General features: G+C 44.6%; 16 protein-coding genes and 1 pseudogene. 6 read left to right on the forward strand and 11 right to left on the reverse strand.

Annotation, left to right across the window (positions count from 1 at the left end):
• Positions 1-435, forward strand: a pseudogene (locus F0364_RS29275) (transposase); the annotation flags it as partial.
• 384 nt (positions 436-819) lie between these two features.
• On the opposite strand, the gene F0364_RS24475 reads toward F0364_RS29275, so the two are convergent.
• The 10 genes from F0364_RS24475 to proA form a co-directional block, all read right to left on the reverse strand.
• Positions 820-1,269 carry a hypothetical protein gene (locus tag F0364_RS24475; RefSeq protein ID WP_153800452.1) on the reverse strand — a complete coding sequence of 150 codons (450 nt, stop codon included), beginning with the start codon at positions 1,267-1,269 and terminating at the stop codon, positions 820-822.
• A 218-nt stretch (positions 1,270-1,487) separates the two neighbouring features.
• Positions 1,488-2,219: a hypothetical protein gene (locus tag F0364_RS24480; RefSeq protein WP_153800453.1), complete on the reverse strand. Its 732-nt coding sequence runs from the start codon at positions 2,217-2,219 to the stop codon at positions 1,488-1,490.
• 124 nt (positions 2,220-2,343) lie between these two features.
• Complete coding sequence (locus F0364_RS24485; protein WP_153800454.1) at positions 2,344-3,051, reverse strand: RloB family protein; 708 nt, start codon at positions 3,049-3,051, stop codon at positions 2,344-2,346.
• Complete coding sequence (locus tag F0364_RS24490) at positions 3,030-4,367, reverse strand: AAA family ATPase (protein WP_153800455.1); 1,338 nt, start codon at positions 4,365-4,367, stop codon at positions 3,030-3,032. Before F0364_RS24490 ends, F0364_RS24485 begins: the two co-directional genes overlap by 22 nt.
• Before the next feature lie 586 nt (positions 4,368-4,953).
• Positions 4,954-7,854 (reverse strand): AAA family ATPase, encoded by a 2,901-nt coding sequence (locus tag F0364_RS24495; protein WP_153800456.1) that lies wholly within the window; start codon positions 7,852-7,854, stop codon positions 4,954-4,956.
• Between the two features lie 299 nt (positions 7,855-8,153).
• Positions 8,154-8,576 (reverse strand): OmpA family protein, encoded by a 423-nt coding sequence (locus F0364_RS24500; RefSeq protein ID WP_153800457.1) that lies wholly within the window; start codon positions 8,574-8,576, stop codon positions 8,154-8,156.
• Positions 8,577-8,671: 95 nt separating this feature from the next.
• Positions 8,672-9,181 (reverse strand): hypothetical protein, encoded by a 510-nt coding sequence (locus F0364_RS24505; protein ID WP_153800458.1) that lies wholly within the window; start codon positions 9,179-9,181, stop codon positions 8,672-8,674.
• Between the two features lie 33 nt (positions 9,182-9,214).
• Complete coding sequence (locus tag F0364_RS24510; RefSeq protein WP_153800459.1) at positions 9,215-9,463, reverse strand: RidA family protein; 249 nt, start codon at positions 9,461-9,463, stop codon at positions 9,215-9,217.
• A 179-nt stretch (positions 9,464-9,642) separates the two neighbouring features.
• Positions 9,643-10,317 (reverse strand): hypothetical protein, encoded by a 675-nt coding sequence (locus F0364_RS24515; protein ID WP_207632863.1) that lies wholly within the window; start codon positions 10,315-10,317, stop codon positions 9,643-9,645.
• Positions 10,318-10,597: 280 nt separating this feature from the next.
• Complete coding sequence (gene proA, locus F0364_RS24520) at positions 10,598-16,408, reverse strand: anti-phage protein ProA (RefSeq protein WP_153800460.1); 5,811 nt, start codon at positions 16,406-16,408, stop codon at positions 10,598-10,600.
• A 648-nt stretch (positions 16,409-17,056) separates the two neighbouring features.
• On the opposite strand from proA, the gene F0364_RS24525 reads away from it, so the two are divergent.
• From F0364_RS24525 to F0364_RS24545, 5 genes are all read left to right on the forward strand, one after another.
• Entirely contained in the window at positions 17,057-17,827 is a 771-nt protein-coding gene (locus F0364_RS24525; protein ID WP_153800461.1) for a phosphoadenylyl-sulfate reductase, read from the forward strand.
• A 25-nt stretch (positions 17,828-17,852) separates the two neighbouring features.
• Entirely contained in the window at positions 17,853-18,749 is an 897-nt protein-coding gene (cobA, locus tag F0364_RS24530; protein WP_235921245.1) for a uroporphyrinogen-III C-methyltransferase, read from the forward strand.
• Positions 18,733-20,454, forward strand: a complete 1,722-nt coding sequence (locus tag F0364_RS24535; protein ID WP_153800462.1) for a diflavin oxidoreductase — start codon at positions 18,733-18,735, stop codon at positions 20,452-20,454. Before cobA ends, F0364_RS24535 begins: the two co-directional genes overlap by 17 nt.
• Before the next feature lie 384 nt (positions 20,455-20,838).
• On the forward strand, positions 20,839-22,494 hold the full coding sequence (locus F0364_RS24540; RefSeq protein ID WP_153800463.1) for an NADPH-dependent assimilatory sulfite reductase hemoprotein subunit: 1,656 nt from the start codon (positions 20,839-20,841) through the stop codon (positions 22,492-22,494).
• Positions 22,495-22,583: 89 nt separating this feature from the next.
• Entirely contained in the window at positions 22,584-23,243 is a 660-nt protein-coding gene (locus tag F0364_RS24545) for a precorrin-2 dehydrogenase/sirohydrochlorin ferrochelatase family protein (RefSeq protein ID WP_235921248.1), read from the forward strand.
• Positions 23,244-23,245: 2 nt separating this feature from the next.
• Here F0364_RS24545 and F0364_RS24550 read toward each other — a convergent pair whose 3' ends face one another.
• Positions 23,246-26,116 carry a hybrid sensor histidine kinase/response regulator transcription factor gene (locus F0364_RS24550; RefSeq protein ID WP_235921249.1) on the reverse strand — a complete coding sequence of 957 codons (2,871 nt, stop codon included), beginning with the start codon at positions 26,114-26,116 and terminating at the stop codon, positions 23,246-23,248.
• Positions 26,117-26,250 lie beyond the last annotated feature (134 nt).

Consider the following 26,250-nt stretch of genomic DNA (forward strand, 5'->3'; position numbering starts at 1 on the left):
CTGACAGGAAAAAGATATGTAGAGGTTACAGCGCAAAAAACGAAATCGGATTGGGCAAAGCATATTAAACGTATAACAGATGAATCGTATAAAGACGCACCCAGAATTATACTGGGTAATGGACAACCTGGGAACACACAAGCCAGGCGCTCTGTGTGAAGTATATGAACCCCGGGAAGCAAAAAGAATTTGGGATAGATTTGAGTTTGTTTACACACCCAAACATGGCAGTTGGTTAAATATGGCTGAATCAAGTTAAACGTTCTAATGGGGCAATGTCTAAATCGCAGGGTAAGCGATATCGAAACAATGAAAAAAGAAGTAGAAGCATGGCAAAACCATAGAAACAACAGAGATGCCAAAATCAACTGGCAATTTACCTGCGACAATGCACGGATAAAGTTATTACGACTGTATCCGTCAATCAATGTGTGACATGACACTAGTATATTTTTGAATTTCATTTCGGATTATACATTGTCGTCAACTCAAAGAGTCTTTTCATAAATTTAAACCTATAAACTGGAAGAAGCGTATGACTGCCAACGTTGACGCATTGGCGATGTTGCGGTATTTGAAAATCGTCAGCCCGTAACCGCTGCTAAATTTATAAATAAAAGTTCATTGTTTATTCTGTTGCTCGGCGTTATTTGTCGGCTGGAACTGAAGCCGGATAGCGAACAAAAAGCTGAGCATATATTCGTCGCCCGCCATATTGCCAAACCGCCTGTTGTAGGCAGTCAATCGAACAGAAAGTCTCATTATTAGTTACGGACTCTGCTTGAGATTCTATCGCTATGATTTTTCTCTTCAGATATCTTAATTTATTTCTTCAAAATGGATATGTCCGTGAAATAGGCTGTCCAAATTTTTTGATAGTCCCCCAAATAGTGATGCAGGAAATTTTGATTTTTCTGATACTTCTATGTTCCAGCGAGAGCCATTTGGAATAACTGTGATAGCGTTTTTAATTACTAAATATTTTGTATTATGATCTAAATAGTTTTTGCTTATACTTACTGTAAACCTAAATTCGTCCAACCTGTATTCATCCAACATTAAGTAGAGGATACTTTTTTGAGTACCTACCATTTCACGAACGAACCCAGGCTTCAGTTCTTTTCCAGTAATGAAATTATTGAAAGACATTGCAATAAAACTATTGTATTGCTTTTCTCTTAGTCCAAGCCATGAACTAACAATTTCCCAATATTCTTGTTGGGAGAGATTGAGTTTGTCTGAATAGCCCTTTTTAGTTTTCCAGTTCATATAGTGCCTTTATTTGATTGCCTACAACAACGTTCGAGTATTTGCGAAGGCAGGGAATTCATTGATTGTCCAGCCCGCTACAAAAGCCCAATTGAAAATATGTTGCTGAAGTTAAGAACTAAAGCTGAAAATTGAACGTCGAGCCCGAGCTGATGCTTGCACATAGCTGATGTTACATTGTCGAGCCCTGCTTTTGCAAATACTTTTGTTAGCGGTAGTCATTTAGTCAAAACAAGTGTCTGCTTATGTAAAACGTAGTACTGGTCTTCTGTGTCAAATTTGTCAAAAATTGATGGTGTATAATAATTGGTGGTCAGCAACTCCGAAACTTCAGTCTCCCCGGTATTGTCAAATAGTAAAATCACTTTTTGGTTCACCTGGTAGTCATGTGTAGCCTTTCCATTTGAATTTAAATACGATGCAACAATTAAACTTTCAAATAGTCCGTTAAACAATTCTTTGTCATTACGAAATAAATGTTGGGCGTCATGCCAGATAAAATAGCGATTTTTTGGTTGTGTCGTAAAATTTAGAACCACATCATAAACTGCATTTAAATTTCTACCCATTTCAAAACCCCAAGGTATCGTCCTGCAAAGTTGATAAGCAAAATCGTCAATATTGTTTATCTGTCTGCCAAACAATGAACAAACCTCTGAATCGCCTTGTCGACTAAGAAACTGTGTCAAATTTGTACCGAACCAAATCAACGGATTATAGTCAGAAGTTTTGAATTCGTCTTTAGTTATGCAAATAATGTTTGAGCTGTCCACAAGTTCTTTACTTGCATGTAGCCATGCACCTTGTCCGATGTCACTTGTGTCAATTTGTTGCATTGTCGTTTTGTAATTACCGCCAACGAACAGGTATTGCCGAAGTGCAGGAAATAGTATTTCGTCCGCCCCGGCTAACTGCTGCTGAGTAAAGATAAAAAGGTTGATGATATGCACATAGCTAAATAGATAAGGTCAAGTTGGATATGCAGCCCAACAGAATTACAAAAGTTGAAACACGGCTTCCGTCAGCCTGCATTTTGGCAATACCCTTGTTATGCACAGGCGTTTTGTATCCTCTCTACGGAGCATAGTTATAATACTCAATTAATTCTCTTAAACGTCTAACTAAAATGTGAACCGTCGTACTTGGGTTTGCATATATAGGAGCAGTTCCATTATGTGCTGTCAATAAATTTTCAGCTCTTTCAATCGCTTTTTGTTCATTGCCTGTTTTAAGCAATGCGTCAATTACTGAAGTCTTACCATGTTCGTAAACATATTCAGTATAAGCTGGATGTTTTTTAATTTGTGCTTCTAAAAGTTGATATACTTCTTGTCGGGGAATTGGCTTTGCATGATTTACATTTTGATAGTGTAACAGCAGCCATAACTCAAATACCTCATTGCTATAAGCAATACGAACCCCGCCTAAACGAGCTATTTCAAACGCTTCATTAAAATTTGCGATAGTTGCCGCTACTTTATCTGCATCATCTTTGTCGAATACCGCCCAAACCTCATCTACATTTTTATTTGATTCACTTGATAAGGCTTCTTTTTCCGTAAGTGATTGTTCAACCACACCTTTAGTACTTCTCCCTGTTCCTACAGTTTTAAGAAAAAATGTTTCTTCTGGAAAGTAATTCTTAAATGTGTCAAAGTAATAGGGTTCGACATTACCGTCTTCACAAACAATTAGAAAGAAATGTTCGTACCTCCGCCAACGGGTTGGTCGCTTGTCTGTTTCCCGTGCTTCTGATTTTTTTACAATACCTCTTTTTGCCATTTGGTGTTTCTAATAAATGTTCTGAAATCACCCAATACAGGTATTGCTTTATACCGACCTTCAAAATATCTTTTCTCCTTATCAGTGTCTGGTCTTTCTTTTTCGCTTTTAAACTCCCCATTTTTATTTTCGAAATAAACAAAATCAGAAAGAGAATATAATTCAGAACTTTCCCATTTATTTTTTTCAACGAAATAAATTTGGTCTCTCCTGAGTGTTGAATAAGTTAGAAGATTTGTGTCATGAGTTGCAAAGATTAGTTGTGCTTTATTGGGATTACTAGCTGGGTCTAAGAAAATATCAATAGTATTAAGTGTCATTACAGGATGCATCTTCGCCTCAATTTCATCAATTATTAATACACCCCCATTAGCTAATGTCCAAAGAATTGGTCCACTAAGTTCAAAAGCTTTTTTAGAGCCGGCGGATTCCTTTTCCCACCATTCCCATGATACTAAATTAGGAGTTGGTTTTGCATTGCTGTCATATAAAGTATGCTTTGCAATTACAGTATAACTTTGTTTGCCTTTAAGCGATTTTGCCAATCTGTTCTTCATAGCTTTTGGCATATCATCTGGCAACTCGGATTCATCAAAGTCTTTAGTTGTTATATCAACATCTGCGATGTTTAGGCTAAGTGATTCCAAATACTTTTTTATTTTGTCTTTGTAATCTTCCTTATCCCATAAATCAACAGTGTGTAAATCTTCTGTATTTAAACCATCTATCATTCCAAAATATCGGAACCAATTGAATATAATCTTTGCTTCCTCTACATTTAGCATATCACAAGTTGATAGAAACAATGCGTTGTCCCTTGTGGCTTCTATCGCTGCATCAATAATTTTTTTTGAGCCATTAAAACCGCTACTTACTTCAATAGTACTTTCTTCTCTCTCAAATAAAGAAACTTCTCTACTTTGAGATTTTCGGAATAACCACTCTTTTAATACTTCCTTTTCAGTAAACTCTAAACCATATCTGTAACGATTTTCTTCAATGATAAATGTGATTTCAAATCTTGTAGGTTTGCCTTCCCAACCTTCTCTTAATAAAAAAGGGTCATATGGGAGTTTGGTAGTAGATGATGTTCTTGCAGAAATATGAATCAGCTTGTCAAGAAAACTCATTGCAAGCAAAAGATTACTTTTTCCACTACCGTTTTGACCATAAAGAGAGATGGCATTTAAAGCCTGGTATTTTCCCTTTGTCAAAATGTTCTGTAGATGGTCTTTTTGCTTACTAGCCGGTATTAGGCTTAGTACTTGCTCTTCTCCGATTGAACGGTAGTTGCACACTCTAAATTCAAGCAACATGGCACATTTTGTTTAGTTTTTATCAAAATTAGGGTAGTTCAGTCGAAAAAGCAAGCCCATTTGTCCAAAAAATGGTTAAAGGTCTTAAAATGTTGAATTGAAGTAGGGTGTTGCCATACGCTTGTGCATAACATTTAATATCCGCACCTCTTTCCGTCCGGATATTCCAAAAGTACGGTATTCTCCTTTCTGGTTTTCAATACTTTAACCGTTTACCAGTTCGCAAAGCGCCGTTGCGCAAATCCACAAAAAAATATGGGTAGGTGGGTTATCAACCAACGCTGGGTTAACCGTTTCTGCTGTATGTTTCTAACGCCAAAGACGGCAAAAACAGTGGCTTTTTCCGTGCTTCCGTGGCATTACTCCGAGAAAAATTCTGACGCCAACGGCGGCTGCGACAAAACTCTACCCGGTGGGAAAAGCTGCGTAGCGGACAGAACGTAAAAGAGTGCGACGCAAGTAAAGCCCCAAAATAGTTCCTGCTGCCGGGCCCATAAAAATGCTTGCCTGTTTGCGGCGCAAACAAAAAGCCACCCCCGCACCGGGAGTGGCCTTGCAAAACACCTACCCTTGTTTAACCAAAAGTTTAGTTGGCAGTGCCGCCGTAGGGCAGTAGCTCCAGCGCCGATTCGGGCACCAGTTTTGCTTCGGCGGAATCGTAGCCCAGTTTATCTAAAGCCGCTTCGTTGTTTATTTCCAGCTTAAGGCCTTTGCTAACCATGTACATTTTGCCAGACTGTTTAGACCGCAGCAGCGTTCTATCCCTGGGTATGGTGGTTAATGCCGCGGCGTAGTCTTTATTGGTGTCACTATCCACCACCGCTGCGGTAAGGCCAAGTGATGGCAACGATTCTTTACCGGGTATCAGCAGTTTGGCGCCGCCATAAGTAACATAGGTTTTGCCGGATGAGGCATCTTCTATCAGCAACCCGTCTTTAACAAGCTGGCTTGCTGCCTGGCTTACCAGGAATGATTCGTAGCCAAACCAAACCTGTATTTCGGTAAGGTTGTTAAAGTTTACGTTGCCGGTTTGTATTTCGCTTTGTTCAACGGTAAGGTGCCAGTGTGCGGCAAGGCCACGGCCGCGGAAATCGGCTTCGGAGCCTGCATTGCCGGGTATGCCGCCATTGCTTTGCAGCGGCGTTGTTTTGGCCAGGGCCACGCCGGAGCGTGGGTTAAGGTTGGCCTGGTATAGTGTGCCATTGCGTTTCTTTTGCTGGAAGCTGCCCGCATGCTCTACAATTGTGGTTACGGTGCCCGATACGGAAGTGGCGCCTATGAAGGCTATGTACACTGAGTCAACTTTTGCCTCGTAACGGGTGGGCGGCAGGTCTGCCAGGCGTATGTTGAGGTTGAGTTTTTTGGTGTTCCTGAATTCCGCCAGTGCGGCGCTGTCTGTTATGGAAATACGGTGGTAATCATTAACCCAGTTGCCTGTATTAAAGTAATTATCGTATTGTTCCTTATAGGTAATAATGTTGGCAAACTGGCTCCACGATTGCTGGTACATGGTAATAAGTGCCGATAACCTTAGCAGCCCCATTTTATAGTCTGCTTCCTTATCGGGGTGTATAAAGCCGTAATCAAAGCGTATGCTGGTTGACTTATCTGCCAGTGTATATATTTCCAGTGCACGGGCCGCGAAGAAAGCGTACTTGCCCAGCGTAGTCATGTAGTGCTGAGACATTTTTATAAGGTTGTGCGCAGCGGACTCCAGCTTGCTGGTATCGGTAGTAAGGCCTGCCAGTTGCAGCTCGGCAGCGGCTTTATTGTCTTTAGCCAGTTGCAGCCTTTTTTCCGCTGCCTGCACCAGGTAAGCAGATTCGCCTACCCCCAGCTTGGCAATCAGTTCTTCGTGTACCAACTGTATGGATTCCGCTATTAGTTTTTTGTACTCGGCGTCGTCAATATTAGCGTTCCACAGCTCATCCAGCATAGAGGGAAAGCTAATGATGGTATCCAGCCCCTGGCTTGCTTTTTCAACAAAGCCTTTTAAGCCTTGTGCTTCTTTTTTCAGTTTGTCAAGCTCTGTTTGCGGAAGGTCTGGGTTGGTAGCCTGCTCAATAATGCTGCCTACGCCCACGCCGTTAACAGTACTGGCCATTACGCCAATGGCAGTAGCCGCGCCAACAAGGCTGGTGCCCATGCTGGGTATAGCGGCTACCAGGCTGGCCACAAGGGCCACGGTGCCAATAATGGCGCCCAGTATATCCACGTCGGCATTTTCCAGTTCTTCTTTGCGGGCATTTATTTTATCAGTTATCTCCACCACTCTTTGCTGTGCCCTTATGTATTCTTTATCGGCAATATCTTTTGCCACCAGCGCCGCATTTCTTTCATCGGTTAACACGTTAACCATGCCGGCAGCATTGTTTATTTCCCGTTGCAAATCGGCCTTTGCATTGTTAAGGCTAACTACTTCCATCAGCATTTTGCTTGCCGCCTGAAAAACCGGGCCTACAATAGGGTAGTAGCTGGTGTACACCTGCTCGTATTTGGCAAAGTCTGGAATTATGTCCACATACCTGGGTATGCCCAGTATGTTCTGGTTGTTTAAAAACTGGTTGCGGTAAGTGGCAGCCTGGCTTAGCTGCGGGTTCATGGCAAGGGCAGCATCAAACTCACCCAGTGCCAGTGTATGGTATTGGTGGTTTTGTGCGCTAAAGGCACGGTAGAAATACTCGCCCACCTTTAAGCGGTAGGCCGCCCATTCTGTAACGGGCACAGAGAGTAGCTGCAGCAGCATGCCGTAATTAAAGGCAGTATTAATCTTGCTGGCTGTGTAAGTACCCGCCGGGCCTTGTGCGCCGGTATTGCCTGGGTCTCCCACGGGGCCTGTTTTGCCGTCTTTACCATCTACGCAGTAAGTGCCGCCGGGTTTACACCATTCTACCCCTGCGCCGCCTTCACCGCCGTAACCGCCCGGGCCACCGGTACCGCCATCGCCGCCGGGTACCATTAGCTCCGGCATAATAATGCCCCTGGGGCTTTTTTCAACATACAAAACAGAAAGGTTGCCACCCTTGCCGCCTGTAGCGCCGGTTTTGCCTTTACCACCTTTGCCACCGTCTTTACCGTTGTTGTTGGTGGCTGAATAAGTGCCATCCGCCCCCTTGGTTCCCGTAGCGCCACGCAGGCCCTTGCCACCTTTGCCGCCTTTTAGTAAAAAGCCGCTGCCCACTTCCCATTTTTTGGTAAGTATGGTAATATTTCTGCCCGGCAGGCCAGGCAGGTTGTCTGCAACGGACTGTGTAACGTTCAGTTTAATTTTGCCATCCCTGGTGTTAAAGTAATCTGCCACAAACGTAATGTCGCAGTCATCCAGTTCAAACGTAAAGTTGGGGGTAATGGTAATCTCACGGGCGGCAAGTAATAGTTTTCTGCCGGCATAGGTTGAAGCGTTGTCTCTGGAGAGCGTTTCAGCAATAAAGTCCCTTAGTTGCTGGTTCAGCTCAATCCTGTCGCGAAACATTTTGAATCTGTACATAGGTTAAGTTTATAAAGATTTGGAATGAGGCAGCCAAATTACCCTGTACAGCTTTGCAGGTAAAGGTAAACTAAGTAACAGGCGGTTTCTGTTAGCAGGTTGCATGTGCAGTTGTGTGAATGGGGTAGCCCCCATTCCCTAAAGGGGAATTTTTATGGGCCCGGCAGGAGAATTACTATGAGGCTTTACTTGCGTCGCACTCTTGTACTGCTGGATACACTACGCGGCTTTGCCCGCAGGGTAGGTTTGTGCAGGAGTTTCGGCTTAAAAATTCTTAAACTTGCAGCGGGTACTTGCGTTTATTGTTTTTTGTATCTCTGGGGATGTGGCCTCGGAACATTTGGGGGAATCTCACACATTATTTGTAATTCAACTGTTAAAGGGTCGTGACATATATCAAAAACAAAAAGTAGCCTTTCGGCACTTATGCCTTTAATCAGCAGGTAATCTACTACAGCAGCAACCCTATTCCAGGACAGTTCAATACTCCGGGCAGTTGTATCAGCCGCCATTCCTCCCAAACCAATATTCCATTCCGGGTGAGCGGCAATTAATTGTGCAATACTATCCAGCATTGCTTTTGCTTTGGTTGTTAAATGGCTGCTATTTTTTTTAAAGCGAATAATGGGTAAGTCCGGTATTGTATCAGCCTGGGGAGATGCCGAGACGTTAGCTGTTACAGTAAGTGCAAGCAGTACCAGGGTAAGGAAATAGCGATACATGATAAGCAGATTTTAAGGCAAGTTACTTGTATCTCTAAGATAAATGTGGCCCATAAGCTGCAAAATAATGAGGGCTCAGCTAATGCAAACTTTACCTATTTGATATTTGATAAATGCATCACATTTTTGCTGCAATAAAAATAAGATAATTCACTTCCCTCGCCGCCGATAGCGTTTCTACTTGCAATTGTTAATTTTAAGTTCTTGAAAAAATATTCTCCTTCTGAAAGTATTGTTTTTTCACCTGAAACACGATCAAGCAACTGAGCTACTTCTTCAATGTCCATCGAAAAATTGATAACTTCTCCATTTATTCTGACATCAACTCCATAATGTATTTCTATATCTCGAAGTTTGTCTTCTTTGTCAAAGTTTAAAAAAAAGAAGTTGTGCAGCCCTTGGTAGTTTCTATAAATGTCCCGCCGCTGGATTATATTCTGAGACGTATCACCATTATTATACTGGCTTAGGTCAATTTCAGTGTCACTGATTTCAAAAACATCATTGAGCAGTTGTCTTGTTTGGCATCTGTCCATATCCCATATAAGTAATAAATTATTGAGGGAAATGCTTTTGCCTGGCTGATATGTTAGAGTAATTGACATTTTTTGGATATTTCTTTTTGCCTGATTGGCTTCTTATTTCGCTTTGTGGGCCTCCATATCAATTTCGATTAATTGCCCTTTCACGGCAAGACCTTTCACTTCAAGCCATGTTCCTGTTGGAAATTGCTTCTTGTAAATTGAATTCCTGAAGCCGGAAACTTTAATAAAGTCCTCCATATGGGTTGTATAAATATCTTCTGCAACAACATCATCGTAAGTATAGCCATAGTGGGTTAATATTTTTTCTAAGTGGCTGTAGCAGTTTTTCATTTGTTGCACCATATTGTTGCTTTAGGATTGCCGGTGTTGCCGCAACCGCTTAGAATAAATAAGCCCATTAAAAGGCTGGAGGTTAATAAAGAAATCTTTCTCATTGTTTTGCTGGTGTTGAAGATGATGTTTGGGTTTTCATGGCGTGATGGATGAGGACTTGGGTTTATGTTGATTTTTCTCACCTGGCATTAAAAGTCTGCTTCAAAACCGTGTCCATTTTTACCATAAAATATTAACCATTTTGAAGCCGAAAATAAAATATGCAATTTGCTTTCTAAACTATCCTCGTCTGTTTCTGGAGGTATGTATTGTTCCTTTAAATATTGCAAATTATTTTCAACAGAAATTTTGTCCGTGATTGCCATAAGTGCTTGCCCATATTTCAGTGTGTCTTCTGCTAATTTTGAGACCCAGGCTTCGTTGTATAATTTCTCACCAATTAACTCTTTACAGCAGTCTAAAAATTGTGCCCTAAATACATTTTTATCTTGCATAAATGGAATATAAACAGGAACTCCATCCCGTTCTTGAGCTAACTCAATTACATAATAACCTAAGTATTCTTTGAAAAAATCTTCCTGGGATAATGTTTTGTCGCTTTCCTGGTATTTTGTTTTAATCCATTCATTTGCTACTTCGTCATACCCAACTCGTGGTGCTTTTATTGTTTCATAAGATTCAATAATGTTATCTACAAACTCTTCAATCAATTGTTCTTTAGTTATTTGTCTTTTACCTAATAATTTGTCAATAAAGCTGAGTTCTTTTAGCTTCTCTTCACCTTTAATTATTCTAAAGATTTGCTTATGCCTTTCCTCAAAGCCAGGTTTTGGCTTTCCCATTGGCCGCCAATCAAGTCCCATTTTAGTTGTATTGTTTTAGAAGATGAGTATGTCAATTAAGTATCACCCTCATAAATTTATAGCATTAAACCATTTTTGCAAATACTTACCTAGATTGATAGTTGCCCATTATTGTATTTACTTAGTTTCATCGTCAGGGCAGTCTAATCTACCCGGGTCTAAAAAGCCGCCCAATGAACCGAACGATGAAAGTAGTTTCCAATTTGCTGCTTTGCCACGCAAATTGCGCAACAAAGATGCTACAGGGCTATGTCGCCGGCCACCAAAAAACGCCGGGAAGTTATCCTGCCAGCTTCACCCTTCCTCCCTCTCTCCGCACTTTGCCATGCTTTTCTGCAAGTTCTATGGTATAGCGCAGTTGTACATCTATCTGCTTGCCTACCTTGGCAAAGCTGAAGCTGCGGGCCAGCCAGCGCAGTAACTCATCTTCCTCAATGCTCAGGTTGTGTTGCACCAGCTCCAGCAGGGCCACCATTATTTCCTCGGGTGCAATGTCTTCTATGTTGCGCCGCTCGGTATCGTTGCTCCGGTAGTGGGCCAGCGTTGCGGGGCCGCTTTGGGCAGACCAGTAAAAGGGCTGGTGGTGAATAGTTTGGTGCAGTGGCATTTCGCTGATGATTTCCTCCAGGTGCCTGTCAAGCCTGGCGCCAGCACGGGAGGTGTTCCAGGCTTGCAACAGCTTTTTGTACAGCCAGCTTTTGCTGATGGGTTCTTCCGCATCTACCAGCATCTGTATCTGCTGTTTGATGCGGTCGCGGTGCCGGATGTCGTACATGGTTTCGCTGCTGGCATAGGCTACCGGTGTAAGGGCGTGCGGTATATAGGGCCGCTGCCTGCTGATAATGGTAATTTCTGTTGCTACCGCAATGTCATCTTTTACAGGACTGAAAACTGGCGCCGGTGCGGGTTCCGGCTTAGGTGTTTCTTCTGTTGCTGCGGGTTGCAACAGCAATTCCCTTACTCTCTCTTCTATGCTGTTGATAATGGTATCCGCATGCTCGTGCCAATCTATGCTCCACACACGGCAAATATTCCAGCCAAGGGCTTTCAGAACAGTGGGCATTACCATTTCACGGTCATTGGCAGTGCGGGCATGATAGTAATAATGCCCGTCAACCACAATGCCGAGTATGTATTCATCGGGCTTGTGCGGGTGAATAATACCGATATCTATTTTAAAGCCGGATGTGCCTATGTGTTTTTTTAGTTGCAGCCCTTTTGCCTCCAGGCGCAGCCCAATAGCGTCTGACAAATGCCGGGTATGGAGTGCAGCCTGCACATCCTGCTGGCGCAATGCCAGGTGACCTTTCTCGGCAAATTGCAAAAAGCCTTTAAGCCCGGCCACACCTTCGGCGGCGGTGCGGCTAAGGTCAACCTGGTCTGCCCTTAGGGTGGCAAACACATGCATTTCATAGCGGGCACGGGTAACAGCCACATTAAGACGCCGCCAACCCCCATTGCGGTTAAGGGGGCCGAAGTTCATGGACATCTTGCCTTCTTCATCCGGCGCATACCCTACGGAAAACAGGATGATATCCCGCTCATCGCCCTGTACATTTTCCAGGTTTTTGATAAACAATGGCTCAGCGGCTTCGTTGGCAACCTGCTCTAAGGCTGCATCGGCCATGAACAGTTCCTGTAACTTATCTTCCACCAGGTTTTGCTGCGTTTGGCTGAACGTAACTACGCCAAGGCTTAGTTTTCTTTTGTTGGCATCGCTATAATGTTGGCGGATGTATTGTACGATGGCATCGGCCTCAAAGCGGTTGGTGCGGGTTTTGCCTTTGTCGTAATAACCGGGCACATGCTGGTATTTCACCTTGCGGTTAAGGTCGTCGGCAGAAGGGAAGGAGAGGAGCTTGTTTTCATAATAATTGCTATTGCTGAAAGCGATGAGGCTTTCGTGCCTGCTGCGGTAATGGCGCAGCAGGTAGCGTGACGGAACGGAGAGGGAAAGGCAGTCGTCCAGTATGCTTTCCAGGTCTTCCACTTCCATATTTTCTTCATCGGTTTTATTGGTGGAGAAAAAGGATGTGGGCGGCATTTGCCTTGGGTCGCCCACTACAATGGCCTGCCTGGCCCGTGCCAATGCACTTACGGCCTCGCAGGTGGGCAGTTGCGAAGCCTCGTCGAAAATCACCAGGTCAAAATGGTTGGCATCCACCGTAAAATACTGCGCTACTGAAATGGGGCTCATCAGCATGCAGGGTGCAATGCGGGGCAGCAGGGTAGGCACCTGGTCGAACAGGCGACGGATACTCATACCACGGCCACGGTTCCTGATGGCTTTCTGCAATATGCCAATCTCAGAGCTTTGCATGGCTTCAACTGTGGTATTAGGCAACCGCGCTGCCAGCTTTACTCGCAATTCCTGCATGGTTAAATGCCTGAATTGCGCTGCAATGGTTTTGTACTGTTCAATTTTACTTTCAAACAAACCGGCATTGAACATATTCAGTGGTTCATGCGCCGTAATAACACTGCGGGTTACAGACAGGTGCACGGTGTAATGAAAATAACCGGTAAGCCCGGCCACTTCACACTGGCGGGTTTCATACGCTTCTATCAGCCATTGCAGCCCTATCTCTTTGCCCTGGGCGGCAAGCTGTACGTAGTTTATCCAATCTTTCAGCCTGGGCAAATGCGCCTGTACCTGTTGCAACTGAACAACGGTTTGTTCTGTCCAGTCGGCGGTATCCGGCAGGTTAATGCCGGTTAGCTGGCGATAAGCAGCCAGGGCTTTTTCAGTTTCGGCAAGGGTAGAAAGCGCACTGGGCCATAAATTGCTGTCAAGTGTTTTTATGTCATCTGTATAAGCCAGTTGTTTTTGTTGCAGCAAATGCGCCCACCTGGTTAAAGCGTTGCGCTCAAATGGGGCCGTCATGGCGCTGAGGCGTTGTATAATTGTGGCCTGCAGGTTAAGGGCGCTAACATCCGTTTGCTCTTCTTTAAACAAATTTTTTAAAGATTGTTGCACTGTTACAAAGCGTTGTTGCCGCAGTATTTCCAGCAGTTGCCTGTACCGCCGGTGTTCCCGGAACAACCATGTTATTTCTTCATCATTGGCTACAGGTGTGTTTTTGTATAAGGAAAGTTGTTTTCTTATTTTCTTTTTCTTTAACCATTTAGGCAAAAACCAGCTTTGCAGGGCCTGTTTCCATTCCATTTCCATCGCCGCCACATCGGCCGTTAGTATGTTGCTGCTATACTGGCTCAGGATATTTTTCTGAACAGTCTTGTATTCGTCAAAATGCCTGCTCCATTCGTCGTAAACGGCGTAGTTGTCTTTGTCAGCCAAATATTCCAGCAGGTATAGCGGCATATCCGGCAGGCTTTTAACAGCCTGCACCAGTGTAGCAAACTGCTCCCAATGGCCACGGTTTTTAAAGCTGTAAGGAAAATGAATAGCCGCTGCCAACGCGGTGGCCTGCTGTTTAAATACGGGCAGCAACTGCAGCAGTTGTTGTGTTTGCGTGCCGATGTTTTCCTGTAACGCCGGCGTATATTGGGTTAACTGCAAAGCAGTCAACGGGTTTTCCCCCGGATGTACAACCAGCGCTGTTATAGATTGAAAAGCAGGCAGCCAGTCTGTCCATTGCAGCCAGCGGCGGGCATCCAACTGCTGCAAAATGCTTTCAGGTATATAGTTGCTTTTAAAATTCTTATCCTTGTACTCTTCCAGTGTGGTAATGCTATGGTACAGGCTCCACTCGGCAGGCAAACGCTGGTGCAGCAGGTTAACGTAGTCACTGATAGATTTTTTCGCGGCATCCAGCCGGCGGCCTTCCTGCTCATAATCTATCGTACTTTTAAGTTTGGTTACTTCCAGTGATTTTGCCAGTTGCTCCAGTACATCCGATTTTTTTGACTTGTTAGAGTGCAGTTCCAGGGAAAAAGGCGCCAGCCCCACCTGCTCCAGGCGTTTGTGCACCACGTCCAAAGCCGCTTTCTTGGCAGCCACAAACAATACCCGCTTGCCGCGGTACAAAGCATCCGCTATAATGTTGGTAATGGTTTGCGATTTACCCGTGCCCGGCGGGCCGTGGAGTATAAAGCTTTGCCCTTTCTGCGCTGCCATCACCGCTTCCATCTGCGATACATCGGTGGCGATGGGCAGGGCAACAGTGTGGGATGGCACATTGTTGAAATCAATATCCGCTGGTGTTTCATCAATGCCCGTAAGGCTTAGTTTACCATCTACCAGGCTGCGTACCATCGGGCTCTTCAGCAGTTCCTGCTGGTGCATCACAATGTCTTTCCATAAAATCAACTTGCTGAAAGAAAAATTACCCAGCACCAGTTGTTCTTCCACATCCCAACCTTTCATTTGCATAATGGCCCGGCGCAGGGTGCCCATTATTTTGGCCACATCGGCCCCTTTTTCATCTGCGGGTAGCTGTTCCAGCCCACCCAGGTCCAACTCATATTCCTGCCGTAAAAACTCCAGCAGGGTAATGTTCACCATGGTTTCTTCTTCGCGGCTTTTAAGGGTGAATTTGCTGTTTACCGAGCGGCGGCTTAATTCAACAGGTAACAGTAATATGGGGGCATGGCGGGGCTGCTGCGGACTGTTACTGTCATACCATTTCAATAAACCCACGGCCAGGTATAAAGTGCTGGAGCCGTTTTCTTCTACAGCGGCTTTGGCGTTTTTATGTATATAGGAAAGAATATTATCAAGGTCCTGCTGATGGTAATACGTAAGCAGTCGGCTGTATTTCAGTTCGTCGTTGGCGGTTTGATACAACGGAGATGAGTGGTGCAGCGGAGGCAAAAACAGGTTGTATTTGCGCAATACCGTGGCCCGGGCATCCGGCAGTATGGAAAAGCTTTTGCCATCGCTCAGCGTATCTTCCAGGTGGCTGATGTCAATATCCACCAGTTGCAGCATATTGCGTGTCATGCGCAGGTTCAGCAGGTTATTGCGCAGGGATAGGTCCAGCAGTTTACGCTCCCACACCTTTTGTTTGGTAGCGGGTTGTTTGCCCTGCAGCAGTTCATCAGTATAAATGGCGCCGATGCTGAAATCGCCATCCATTCCTGCACCTTCTGCCCGTTGCATAGCGGCTTCATCCAATTGAACGCCGGCATCGTCATGCAGCAATGGCAGGGGGCGTATGTGTGCCGCTCTGGCACGCTTAATATCTATTGACAAAATAAAATTCTCCTGTTCAGCCAGTTGCCTTTCGCCCATATTTAAAGCATCGGCAAAACGTATGTTATTGCCTTTGCACAAACTGGTGGTTTCCAGTACCGACATCTCACGAATACCTTTGTAGAGGCGCTTGGTTATGGCGGTTTTATCGTCGTTGATGATTTCGGCAAACTTGTCGTCCTGCAGCCAGCAACCAACAAAGGCATGGCCTTTTATAATAACAATTACGGGGTTTAAATCCGCAGCTTCCAGGCAGGCGGCAAATAGCAGGCTCAGGTCAATACAATTGGCAAAACGCTCCTGCTTAATGGTATGCAGCAAGCGCAGCCGCTGCCCCGTTTCCTCGTAGCCGGGTGGCAGTGAGCTGTAAATAATTTCTTCTGCCTGTATGGCTGCATACAAGGCAGCCATCACCTGAAGTACCCTTTCCTGGCTATTGAGCTGATAGCCATCAAAAGCGGCTTTTTGTCCGTTTCGTTCCAGCAATTCAGCCGCCCTGCGCTTAAGGTGGTAAATGTAGGGGTGATTGGGCGTAACGTAAGCAGCTATCAGTTCAGGCAAAGTTTCAAAGCCGCCAAAGTATTCCAGCGGGTGTACACCAACAGAAAATTCATCCTTGCATACAGCCCGGCCGTTTTGTAAAACCTCAATGCCAATAACCGCTTTCTCGGTTTCGGAAAGCTGTGCAAGATATCCCCGGTTTATCTTTAAGCCTTCCAGCGCAATCTTTACATCTTTTCCCGCCGGTATGGATTCTATGGCATAGCTAAAAGGTAAAAAGCAGGGCTGGTCTGCGTTGATATTTACCTGTACACCGGCTATATCCGTATCGCCGGCGTTTTCAATCGTCAGTTCACTAATAAGCGGTATGCTGTTAAGGTAAAGTGCAATATTCAGGAACGGAAAATGTTCTTTCAGGATGTTTAAGGAAGGCATAAGATATCTGTGGGTTTTTATGTCATAAAAGATGGACTGCTAAAATAAGCTTCTGCGTGCTTAGGTTACTATTAACGCCAGGTTTAAATTTTTGTGGTGCCGGCTGCAGGAACTATGATTGAGCATCGTTGTGTCACTCACTTGTACGCCATCGCTATGTGCAACTGCAAACTGCACATCCCCGCACATTCGGGATACAATTAACTCCACGTCATGCTTCTGGCCCGGGTAAATACAGCAGGCGGGTTTAACCAGCAAAATATGACTATTTGCACCTCTGCATTGGCGCAACAAAACGGGCAAATGATAGATCGAATTTGACTTCGAATGAATGATTTAAAACTACAATTCCTACTAATTTAGTAGAGTTATAAAACCTTGTATCCCTTTACCAGCAAAGGTTTCAGAGTATTATCCTGCAAGGTAACACCCGTTAGTTTATTAAAGTTTTACAAAATTGTCCATTTATTTGGTAGAGTAGTAACGCTGGGTTAATTTTACCCATCAAAATGGTAGCCATAATGTTCAATTCCTGCTTTAACACTTCTACTTACTGCTGTTGTTGTTTCTCAAAATCATGCCGTTGCTGATGCGGCCATTCCCATAGAACTACTACCATTCAACAATCCAACAAAGAAATTTAGCAATATGACCGACAACAATTTTAAGATTACATACGATTTATCCTACAAATTAAGTGGACTAAATGAAGAGGATGCATTAAAAGTTGTAGCGGAAGATTATGCCGGTAAGGCCGTTTTTTCCAGCAGTTTTAGCTGGGAGGACCAAGCCATATCCCACATGATACTTACTAACCAGTTGCCTATAGAAATTTTTACCATTGATACCGGCCGCATGTTCGACGAAACTTATTACGTATGGAGCAGGACCAATGAAAAGTATCATACCAAAATAAAAGCGTACTATCCCAATAACGAAGACCTGGAAAAATACCTGCAGCAAAACGGGCCCAACGCGTTTTATGAATCTGTTGACCTGCGTAAAGGCTGCTGCCATATCAGGAAGGTGGAACCATTGAAGAGGGCGCTGGCTGGTAATGAAATCTGGGTAACAGGCCTTCGTGCAGAACACTCCCCTGAACGTAAGCAATTAAGCCAGGTAGAGTGGGATGAAGCCAACAAAATCATCAAATTTCATCCTTTGCTGTACTGGACAACAGAACAGCTAACCAGCTATATCTATAAAAACAATATCCCTTACAATACACTTCATAACAAAGGTTTCGTAAGCATTGGCTGCGCACCTTGTACCAGGGCCGTTAAACCGGGAGAAGATTTTCGTGCCGGCCGCTGGTGGTGGGAAGACAGGAATTCTAAAGAATGCGGCCTGCATTCCACTACGGCGGAACATGCCACCGCTACAATAGGCGAAGAGGCAGATATAGCAAAAGCAGTTTAATCTTAAAAAGGGTTTAGAGTAAAACGTGTTACATAACGGAAAAAATAGAAAGTTTAGCGCACCGGCTTCATTGCTGAAGGATGGTGGTGTATACCTTATAGGCGCCGGCCCCGGCGATCCCTCACTGATTACCGTTAAAGCAGCCAAGGCGCTGGCTTTGGCGGATGTGGTTATTACAGACAGGCTGGTAAGCAGGGAAATTATCGATGAATATGTTTCCCCTTCCGCTATTGTGGTAGAAGCAGGCAAGCAGGGCGGCTCTACAGCTTCTGTGCCCCAGTACGAGATTAACGAGTTGCTGGTGCAGTATGCCAAAGAATACAAAACAGTAGTTCGCTTAAAGGGTGGCGATACAGCCATCTTCTCCAACATACTGGACGAGCTGATAGCGCTTAACAACGAGAATATACCTTACCAAATCATACCTGGCATAACTGCTGCATCCGGCGCTTCGGCGTATACTGGTGTTCCGTTAACAGCAAGGGGGTTCTCTACTGGTGTAAGAATTCTTACCTATTACAAGAATACAGTAATAGCATCGTCTGAGTGGAAACAGATGGCAGGCTTCAACGACACTTTGTTATTCTATATGAGCGGGAAGTCGTTGTACGAAATAGTAAGCAACTTGTTACAGGCAGGTGCAGATTCTTCTATACCCTTTATAGTGGTGGAGCAGGCTACCACACCTAACCAGCAGGTGTACCAGTGTACATTGCATGATTTTTACCAGGATGGATTTGAACGGGAGTTTGCAAGCCCTTCGCTGGTTATTATCGGTAAGGTGGCTGCACTGTACGAGCAGTTTGCATGGCTACCCAATAACAACAAACAAGGCAATTATTTCAAACCGCTGGAGCGGCACCCTGAACTGATTGAATTAATAAATGATTTTCAAAAAGAGGCAAATGTTAGCAGAGCTTAAACTACAAACTTTTCGTGAACTGGTTAAGAATGCATCACGTGATGAGCTCATTTGGATGAGCGGCTACCTGAGTGCATTAACAGCCGGCGTACAGCCGGAAACCGCACCCGCCATTGTTGCACAGGCAGCAGCGCCGGCGCTGGAAAATTGCACTGTGCTTTACGGCACAGAAACCGGTAATTCCAAGAAAGTGGCTACCGATTTTAGTACCAGGCTTAAAAAGCAAGGTGTGCCGGTTAAACTGAAAAGCCTTGACCAATACCGCGTTAACGATTTGCAGAAAGAATCCTGCCTGTTGGTAGTAATGAGCACGCAGGGCGATGGGGAACCGCCAGCCGCCGCTAAGAAATTTTACGATTACCTGTTGCAGAATACCCCTTCTTTGAGTAATGTAAAATATGGTGTGTTGGCATTGGGCGATTCTGCCTACCCGCTGTTTTGTAAAGCCGGTGAAGATGTAGATGTACGGCTTAATGAATTGGGCGCACAGCGCATCATACCGCTGAGAAAATGTGATACCGATTTTGAAGATGAAGCCAACCAGTGGATTGATGAATTAATCAACACTTCTTTAAGTAAGTCTTCAGGCACAACTGCTTCAGCGCCGGTTAAAGCCAAGCCTGCCAAAACCGGTAAAAAAATATACGATGGAACCGTGGTTACCACTGTTAACCTTAACGACAGGGGTTCTGCCAAAGAAACTTATCACATAGAATTGGCTGCGGAAGAAGTTATTGAGTACGAGCCGGGCGATTCCGTTGGCATCATCGCTTTTAATAAACTGTCTGTTGTTTCCAAAGTAATTGAGTTGCTGGGCGCCAACCCGCAGCAGGAGTATCTTTTCCGGGAACAGTCCGCCACATTGCAGGAACTGCTTGGCAGCAAAATAAATATTCAGCACATGCCTGAGCGTGTGGTGCAGGCTTATGCCAAACTGGTGGGCAAAGAGATACCTAACATCAAAATGGACCTGGTGGACTTATTACGCATTTATCCTTGTGATAACTGCGACAATAACCTGGATGTACAACGCCTTGTTGCTATCCTTGAGCCAATTGCCCCGAGGTTGTATTCGGTATCATCTGCCCCTGGTGCGCATGGTGAAAACGAGGTGCATATTACCGTTAGCCGCAGCCGCTTTAATGTTGATGGACATGAACGTTTCGGTTTGTGCAGCGATTATCTTTCTACATTAAACGAAGGCGACAATATTAAATTTTACGTTCAGAAAAACAATGCTTTCCGCCTGCCTGCCGCCGAAGCAGACATGATTATGATTGGCCCGGGTACAGGTATTGCGCCGTTCCGCTCCTTTCTGTCAGAGCGTGATGCGCAGGGCGCCGGTGGCCGTAACTGGCTGTTCTTTGGCGAGCAACATTTTGTAACTGACTTCCTCTATCAAACTGATCTGCAGGCCTTGTTTGAAACGGGTGTGTTAACCAAACTGAACACAGCCTTTTCACGTGACCAGCAGGAAAAGATATATGTGCAGCACCGCATGCTGGAAAAAGCTGATGAACTGTATGCATGGATTGAAAGCGGCGCCCATATTTATGTTTGCGGAAGCAAAGACCCCATGAGTGTAGATGTAGAGTACGCGTTGATTGATATTATCTCTGAGAAAGGAAACATCAGCAAAGTTGCCGCTGCGGAATACCTGCATGCGATGCATGAAAACGGAAGGTATCATAAGGATGTGTACTAGTAGTGAGTAGTGAGTGGGAGCTTTCCATCTACATTCAAAATTCCTTGCTCCTTGTTCGATATTTTTTCGTGAATGGTCAATGGTGAATACCGGATTTTGATAAAGTAACTGTATTTATTTTACTTTTTGACCCCTTTGACTTTCTGTCTTAATGACTTTTTTTATGGGCCCGGCAGGAGGAACTACTATGAGGCGTCCCTTGGGTCGCACTCTTGTACGTCCGGAGCTCTATTGACCAGGGCTGCACGTGCTGAATAGAGAACAAGGCGTACAAGTGAGTGACACAACGATGCCCGATAGCAGCAATCCAGCCCGGACAAAAATATATTGTATAGTTCCGTTAACATGGAACATTAAACATTGAACAATCCAACAACAACAGATATGTCTCAAAACGAATCTCCGGTAGAAAGGATAAAAAAGAACAGTCATGGTTTGCGGGGCACTTTAAAAGAAAGCCTGAAGGATGAGCATACCGGCGCCATAAGAGAAGATGACCAGTCGCTGATAAAATTTCACGGTATGTATATGCAGGACGACCGTGACAGGAGGGAAGAACGTGCCGCCAAAAAGCTGGAACGTTTATATTCTTTTATGATACGCCTGCGCCTGCCTGGCGGCCTGTTAAAACCAAACGAATGGGTTGGGTTGCATCATATTGCCGGCGAACATACAACCGGCGTTATTAAAATTACTACCCGGCAAACAGTGCAGTTGCACGGCATATTGAAATCTCACATAAAACCCACCATTAAGGCGTTTGACCAGATGCGCCTTGATTCTATTGCCGCATGTGGAGATGTGAACAGGAATGTTACCTGCAGCGCACATCCATCTTACTCGCCGATATTCCAGGAGATATTTGAGTACGCAGATAAAATAAGTTACGAGCTGTTGCCAAAAACAAGGGCGTATTATGAAGTGTGGCTGGACGAAGAAAAACTGGCTGAAGTAAACGAAGAAGACCCGCTGTACCAGGACCGCTACCTGCCAAGGAAATTTAAAATAGCGGTAGCCGTGCCGCCTTATAATGATGTGGACATTTTTACCAACGATGCCGGCTTAATTGCTGTTGTTGAAAAAGGGAAACTTACAGGGTTTAATGTAACTGCAGGCGGCGGCCTGGGCACTACACATGGTAACCCTGATACTTACCCCAGGCTGGCAGATGTGCTGGGATACGTAAGCAAAGAGGATGCGATTAAAGCTTTGTACGCTATAGCTACTGTACAACGTGATTATGGCAACAGGAGCGACAGGAAACTATCGCGGCTGAAATACACCATTGATAAAATGGGGCTGCCTGCCTTTAAAGCCGAAGTGGAAAAAAGGCTGGGGTTTGATTTTGAAACGCCGCGTAAAGCAGATTTGAAATTCAGGCATGATGAGTATGGCTGGCATAAAAACCACCAGGGCTTGTGGTACTATACCGCATTTGTTGAAAGTGGGCGTGTGCTGGATACGGAAGAGGTACAATTGAAGCAGGCATTTTTGGAAATTGCGCAGGCGGAAAAAGCCAACTTCAGGTTTACCTGTAACCAGAATTTGATTGTAGCCGATATTAAAGAAGAAGACAAGGCATTTGTAGAAAACATACTGTCCACGTATGGCGTAATAGCCAATACGGAAAAAGCTTCACCGGTACGCCGGAATGCATTGGCCTGCGTGGCATTTAATACCTGCCCGCTGGCTTTGGCCGAGGCGCAACGTTACCTGCCTTCGCTCATCACCAAAGTGGAAGAACTGATGGGTAAGCACAAAATTCAGCAGGAAGGCATCAGCATCCGCATGACGGGATGCCCGAATGGTTGCGCAAGGCCTTATATTTCAGAGATAGGCTTTGTGGGCACCAACTATGGCCGTTACAACCTGCACCTGGGCTCGGACGTGATAGGTACAAGGCTGAACAAGTTCTACAAGGAAAACCTGGATGAAGAGCAGATACTGGCTGAACTGGATGGCTTGTTTGGCAGGTATAGTTCCGGAAGGAAGAAGAAAGAATCTTTTGGTGATTTTGTAGTTCGTGAAGGCATAGTGTAGAATACTCAACAACAAATGATGAACGCTGAATGAAAGGCCACTTGCGCTTCACGTATCACGTTCACTTGCGTGCAGTAGTTATTAATACAATGAGTGAAGAAGTAATGCAAAACGAAATAAACCATACCAACAGCAACGTGAACACACTGTTCCCGGTTTTTTTAAAGCTGGAGCAGATGAAAGTGCTGTTGATTGGCGCAGGCAATGTGGGGCTTGAAAAATTAACGGCTATTGTAAACAATGCCCCTGCTGCCAAAGTAACGGTAGTGGCCAAGGAGATTACACCAGCCTTTGCAGAACTTGCCAAAAATTTTGACAGCACTGTTACCGTTATCCAGGCACCGTATGATGCATCGTTTATGGATGCTGCCGATATTGTTATTTCCGCTATTAATGATCACGGGCTAAGCGCTGTTATAAGGAATGACGCCAAACAAAGGGGCAAGCTTATTAACGTAGCCGACAAACCCGGACTCTGCGATTTTTACCTGGGTTCCATTGTAACCAAAGGCAGCCTTAAATTGGCTATTTCCACCAACGGCAAATCTCCCACCGTTGCCAAAAGGTTAAAAGAGGTTTTTAACGAGCTGCTGCCCGGCGAACTGGAAGAAGTGCTGGACAACCTGCAGCAAATTCGTGAAGAGCTGAAAGGCGATTTTAGCCATAAAGTAAACGAGCTGAATAAGATAACCAAAACACTGGTAGAAAAAACCGCCCCTAAAGACGCGGAAGAGTATTGGTTTTTGTAACCTCATTTCTCCTTAAACTCCCTTGGCGTTACCCCGCACTTAGATTTAAACACCGTAGAAAAATAAGCCGGCGAACTAAAGCCTGTTTTGTAAGCCACTTCCGACACGGAATATTCGCCCTGGCTAAGGTAGTGTTTGGCTTTTTGCAGCCGGGCATTTAAAATGTAGTCATTCACATTGTAACCTAACAAAGCCTTTACTTTACGGTACAACTGCACCCTCGATATACCCATATTACTACACAATTCATCAATGGTAAAGTTTTCATTGGCAATATTGTTTTCAATAATGGCGGTAAACTCGTTAATAAATTTTCGGTCAAGCTTTTTGGGTGCCTGGTTTTTGGTTTCCACGCTCAGCTCACTGGTATAGTGCTCCCGCAACAGTTCCCGGTTGCGCATTACGCTTTTAATAGTTTCCAGTAAAAAGTCAATGTTAAAAGGTTTTACAATGTAAGCGTCTGCCATATTCTTCATGCCTTCAATCTGTTGCTCAATGGTAGTTTTGGCGGTAAGCAGAATAACCGGTATGTGCGATGTGCGCATGTCATTTTTCAACGTATTGGTTACAGCCATACCATCTTCCTTGCCGGGCAAAACGATATCGCAGATAACTATATCCGGAATATTGTCAAAAGCCTGTTGCAGGGCGGTCGTGGCATTCTCCGCGGTAAACACTTCATATTCAGGCTGTAGTTTTCCCTGTATAAAGTTCTTCAGGTCTGTATTGTCCTCTACAATCAGCACAGAGCGTGTAGTACCATTGCCAAATGTTGCCAGGCTGGATATGTCGGGTTGTATTTGTGTTTGCTGCAGTTCAGTGATAAATATCTTTTCATCCTGGTAAGCGTGGTGTTCCGTTTCTTTTCCCGTAAGCATCTCCTCTTTGGCAAGGTGGCCGGTACCGCTGTGCAGGGTAATTTCAAAACAGGTGCCTTTCCATTTTTCGCTGTTTACCTTAATGGTTCCTTTATGCAGGTTAATCAGTTCTTTGGAAAGTGAAAGTCCTAACCCGGCACCATGCTGGCTGGTAATTTCGTTCTGGTAAAAAAGTTCAAAAGCATGGTCCGCAGCATCAGGCAGCATACCGCTGCCATTATCTTCCACTTTAATAATTACGGTATTGCCTGCTGTATTTTTCTCAGTGGTTATATGTATGTAACCGTTGTCCGCCGTAAACTTAAAAGCGTTGGAAAGCAGGTTAAAAATCACTTTGTCCATCATATTGGCATCAAACCACAGCATAATGTTTTTTTCTCTGCTGATAAGCCTGAAATCAATATTTCGCTTATGTGCCAGCCAGTTAAAAGGTTCCATTATCTCGGTAATAAAGTCGTTCAGGTTGTTTTCTGTTGCCCGCAGCTTTAGTTTATCCAGTTCAATTTTTCTAAAGTCCATCAACTGGTTTACCAGCCGCAGCAGGCGTATTACATTTTTCTGTACCAGCTTAAGGTGCTGCTGTATGGTAAAACTAAATTTACCGTTGTGCAAAATGTCCTCCAGCGGGGCGAGTATCAGTGTAAGAGGTGTCCTAAACTCGTGGGATATATTGGTAAAGAACTTAACCTTGGCTTCATGTGCCGCCCGGGCTTTTTCGCTCATTTCAATAATCTGTTGCTGCTGCTCTGTTATGGCTTTGTTTTTTTGTTCCAGGCTGCGGGTTATTTTCTTGTTTTCCCGCAGGTAATAAAATGCAACGCCGCCCAAAATCAATGCAATAACCAGGCTGCCCGCAATTACAAACAATACCGTGCTCTGGTTACGGTATATTTTACGCTGTTCATCAATCATTTGCTGCTGGCGTTCTATGTCGGCCTGCTGGCTGCTTATTTTGTCTGCCTGCAGCTTCATCAGGGTAATGTTGGTAGAGTCTATAATAACCGTTTGCAGCACATTGTCTTTTTGAAAAGGCTGTTGGTTAAGCACCGCCATGGCAGTACGTATCGCTTCTTCACCGCCGGTAGGGTAAAGTGCGGTAGCTGTAAGAATTTTATTGCTCACCAGTTGAAGCCCGGTGTTGGGCAATCCATCCACACCTATAAACATCAGGTTGTTGTTGTCACCCTTTCGCTTAAAATATTCGTAAGAGCCCAATGCCATCATGTCGTTATGGGCAAATACCAGGTTAGCTTTTTGTTGCAGTTCGGGCGATACCTGGTTCAGCGCTTCTTCCACTTTTTCTATGCGCCAGTTGCCATAAACTTCCGCTATTATATGTATGTCTTTATGCGCTTTTACGCCATCATAAAATCCTCTTGCCCTTTCTATGGCTGGTGTTGAGCCCGGCAGCCCCATTACTTCAATAATGTTGCCTTTGCCCTGCAGCAGGTTGGCAGTGTATTCGCCGGCCCGTTTTCCTATTTCGTAGTTGTCGGCCCCTATATAAGCGGTGTAAAGGGATGATGATGTTTTCCTGTCAATTACAATTACCGGTGTGCCTTTATTGTAAATGTCTTCTACAATGGTATTTAACGGTTTGGCTTCATTCGGGCTTACAATTAAAATGTCAATGCCTTCAGCGGTAAGTTCTTTAATCTGTTCAATCTGTTTTTCGCTGCTGTTGTCTGCGTCTTTGTATATCAGCTTGGCGTTGGGGTAAAAAGAAAGTTCACGGTGTATGCCGTCCAGCATGCTCTGCCGCCATTTGTCGCTGCCCACGCATTGCGAAAACCCAATGGTGATGGGCCGCTTTTCTTTATCCCGGGCACAGCCTGTAAGCAGTAACAGGCAGGTTAGTATCGGTATGATGTTTTTCATACGGTTGTTGTAATAAGCAATCAATTCTTTCACAGCACAAAGATGCATACAAGTTTCAGGATAGTTATTGGTTTTATTAAACAAATCTGTTGGGCGCTTCCATTCGCCATTTTCCATTAGTCATTGTATTTTCATGATACCAGCGACATAACTCCGTGGCATCGCCTGTTGCGTCGCAATCCTTTCATCGTCCGGTTCTTTGGGCCACTTTTCAGCCCGGGTATGACTGGTGCGTGGAGAAACGCACCAGG

Source organism: Foetidibacter luteolus, from assembly GCF_009650435.1.
Lineage (GTDB): Bacteria > Bacteroidota > Bacteroidia > Chitinophagales > Chitinophagaceae > Foetidibacter > Foetidibacter luteolus.

Bases quoted from the DNA above. Each gene is read 5' to 3' on its own strand.
- F0364_RS24510 (WP_153800459.1), bottom strand. From the start codon at position 9,463: ATGGTGCAACAAATGAAAAACTGCTACAGCCACTTAGAAAAAATATTA.
- F0364_RS24550 (WP_235921249.1), bottom strand. From the start codon at position 26,116: ATGGAAAATGGCGAATGGAAGCGCCCAACAGATTTGTTTAATAAAACC.
- F0364_RS24500 (WP_153800457.1), bottom strand. From the start codon at position 8,576: ATGTATCGCTATTTCCTTACCCTGGTACTGCTTGCACTTACTGTAACA.
- F0364_RS24515 (WP_207632863.1), bottom strand. From the start codon at position 10,317: ATGGGACTTGATTGGCGGCCAATGGGAAAGCCAAAACCTGGCTTTGAG.
- F0364_RS24535 (WP_153800462.1), top strand. From the start codon at position 18,733: ATGTTAGCAGAGCTTAAACTACAAACTTTTCGTGAACTGGTTAAGAAT.
- F0364_RS24505 (WP_153800458.1), bottom strand. From the start codon at position 9,181: ATGTCAATTACTCTAACATATCAGCCAGGCAAAAGCATTTCCCTCAAT.
- F0364_RS24545 (WP_235921248.1), top strand. From the start codon at position 22,584: ATGAGTGAAGAAGTAATGCAAAACGAAATAAACCATACCAACAGCAAC.
- F0364_RS24485 (WP_153800454.1), bottom strand. From the start codon at position 3,051: ATGGCAAAAAGAGGTATTGTAAAAAAATCAGAAGCACGGGAAACAGAC.
- F0364_RS24495 (WP_153800456.1), bottom strand. From the start codon at position 7,854: ATGTACAGATTCAAAATGTTTCGCGACAGGATTGAGCTGAACCAGCAA.
- F0364_RS24490 (WP_153800455.1), bottom strand. From the start codon at position 4,367: ATGTTGCTTGAATTTAGAGTGTGCAACTACCGTTCAATCGGAGAAGAG.
- F0364_RS24540 (WP_153800463.1), top strand. From the start codon at position 20,839: ATGTCTCAAAACGAATCTCCGGTAGAAAGGATAAAAAAGAACAGTCAT.
- F0364_RS24475 (WP_153800452.1), bottom strand. From the start codon at position 1,269: ATGAACTGGAAAACTAAAAAGGGCTATTCAGACAAACTCAATCTCTCC.
- F0364_RS24525 (WP_153800461.1), top strand. From the start codon at position 17,057: ATGACCGACAACAATTTTAAGATTACATACGATTTATCCTACAAATTA.
- proA (WP_153800460.1), bottom strand. From the start codon at position 16,408: ATGCCTTCCTTAAACATCCTGAAAGAACATTTTCCGTTCCTGAATATT.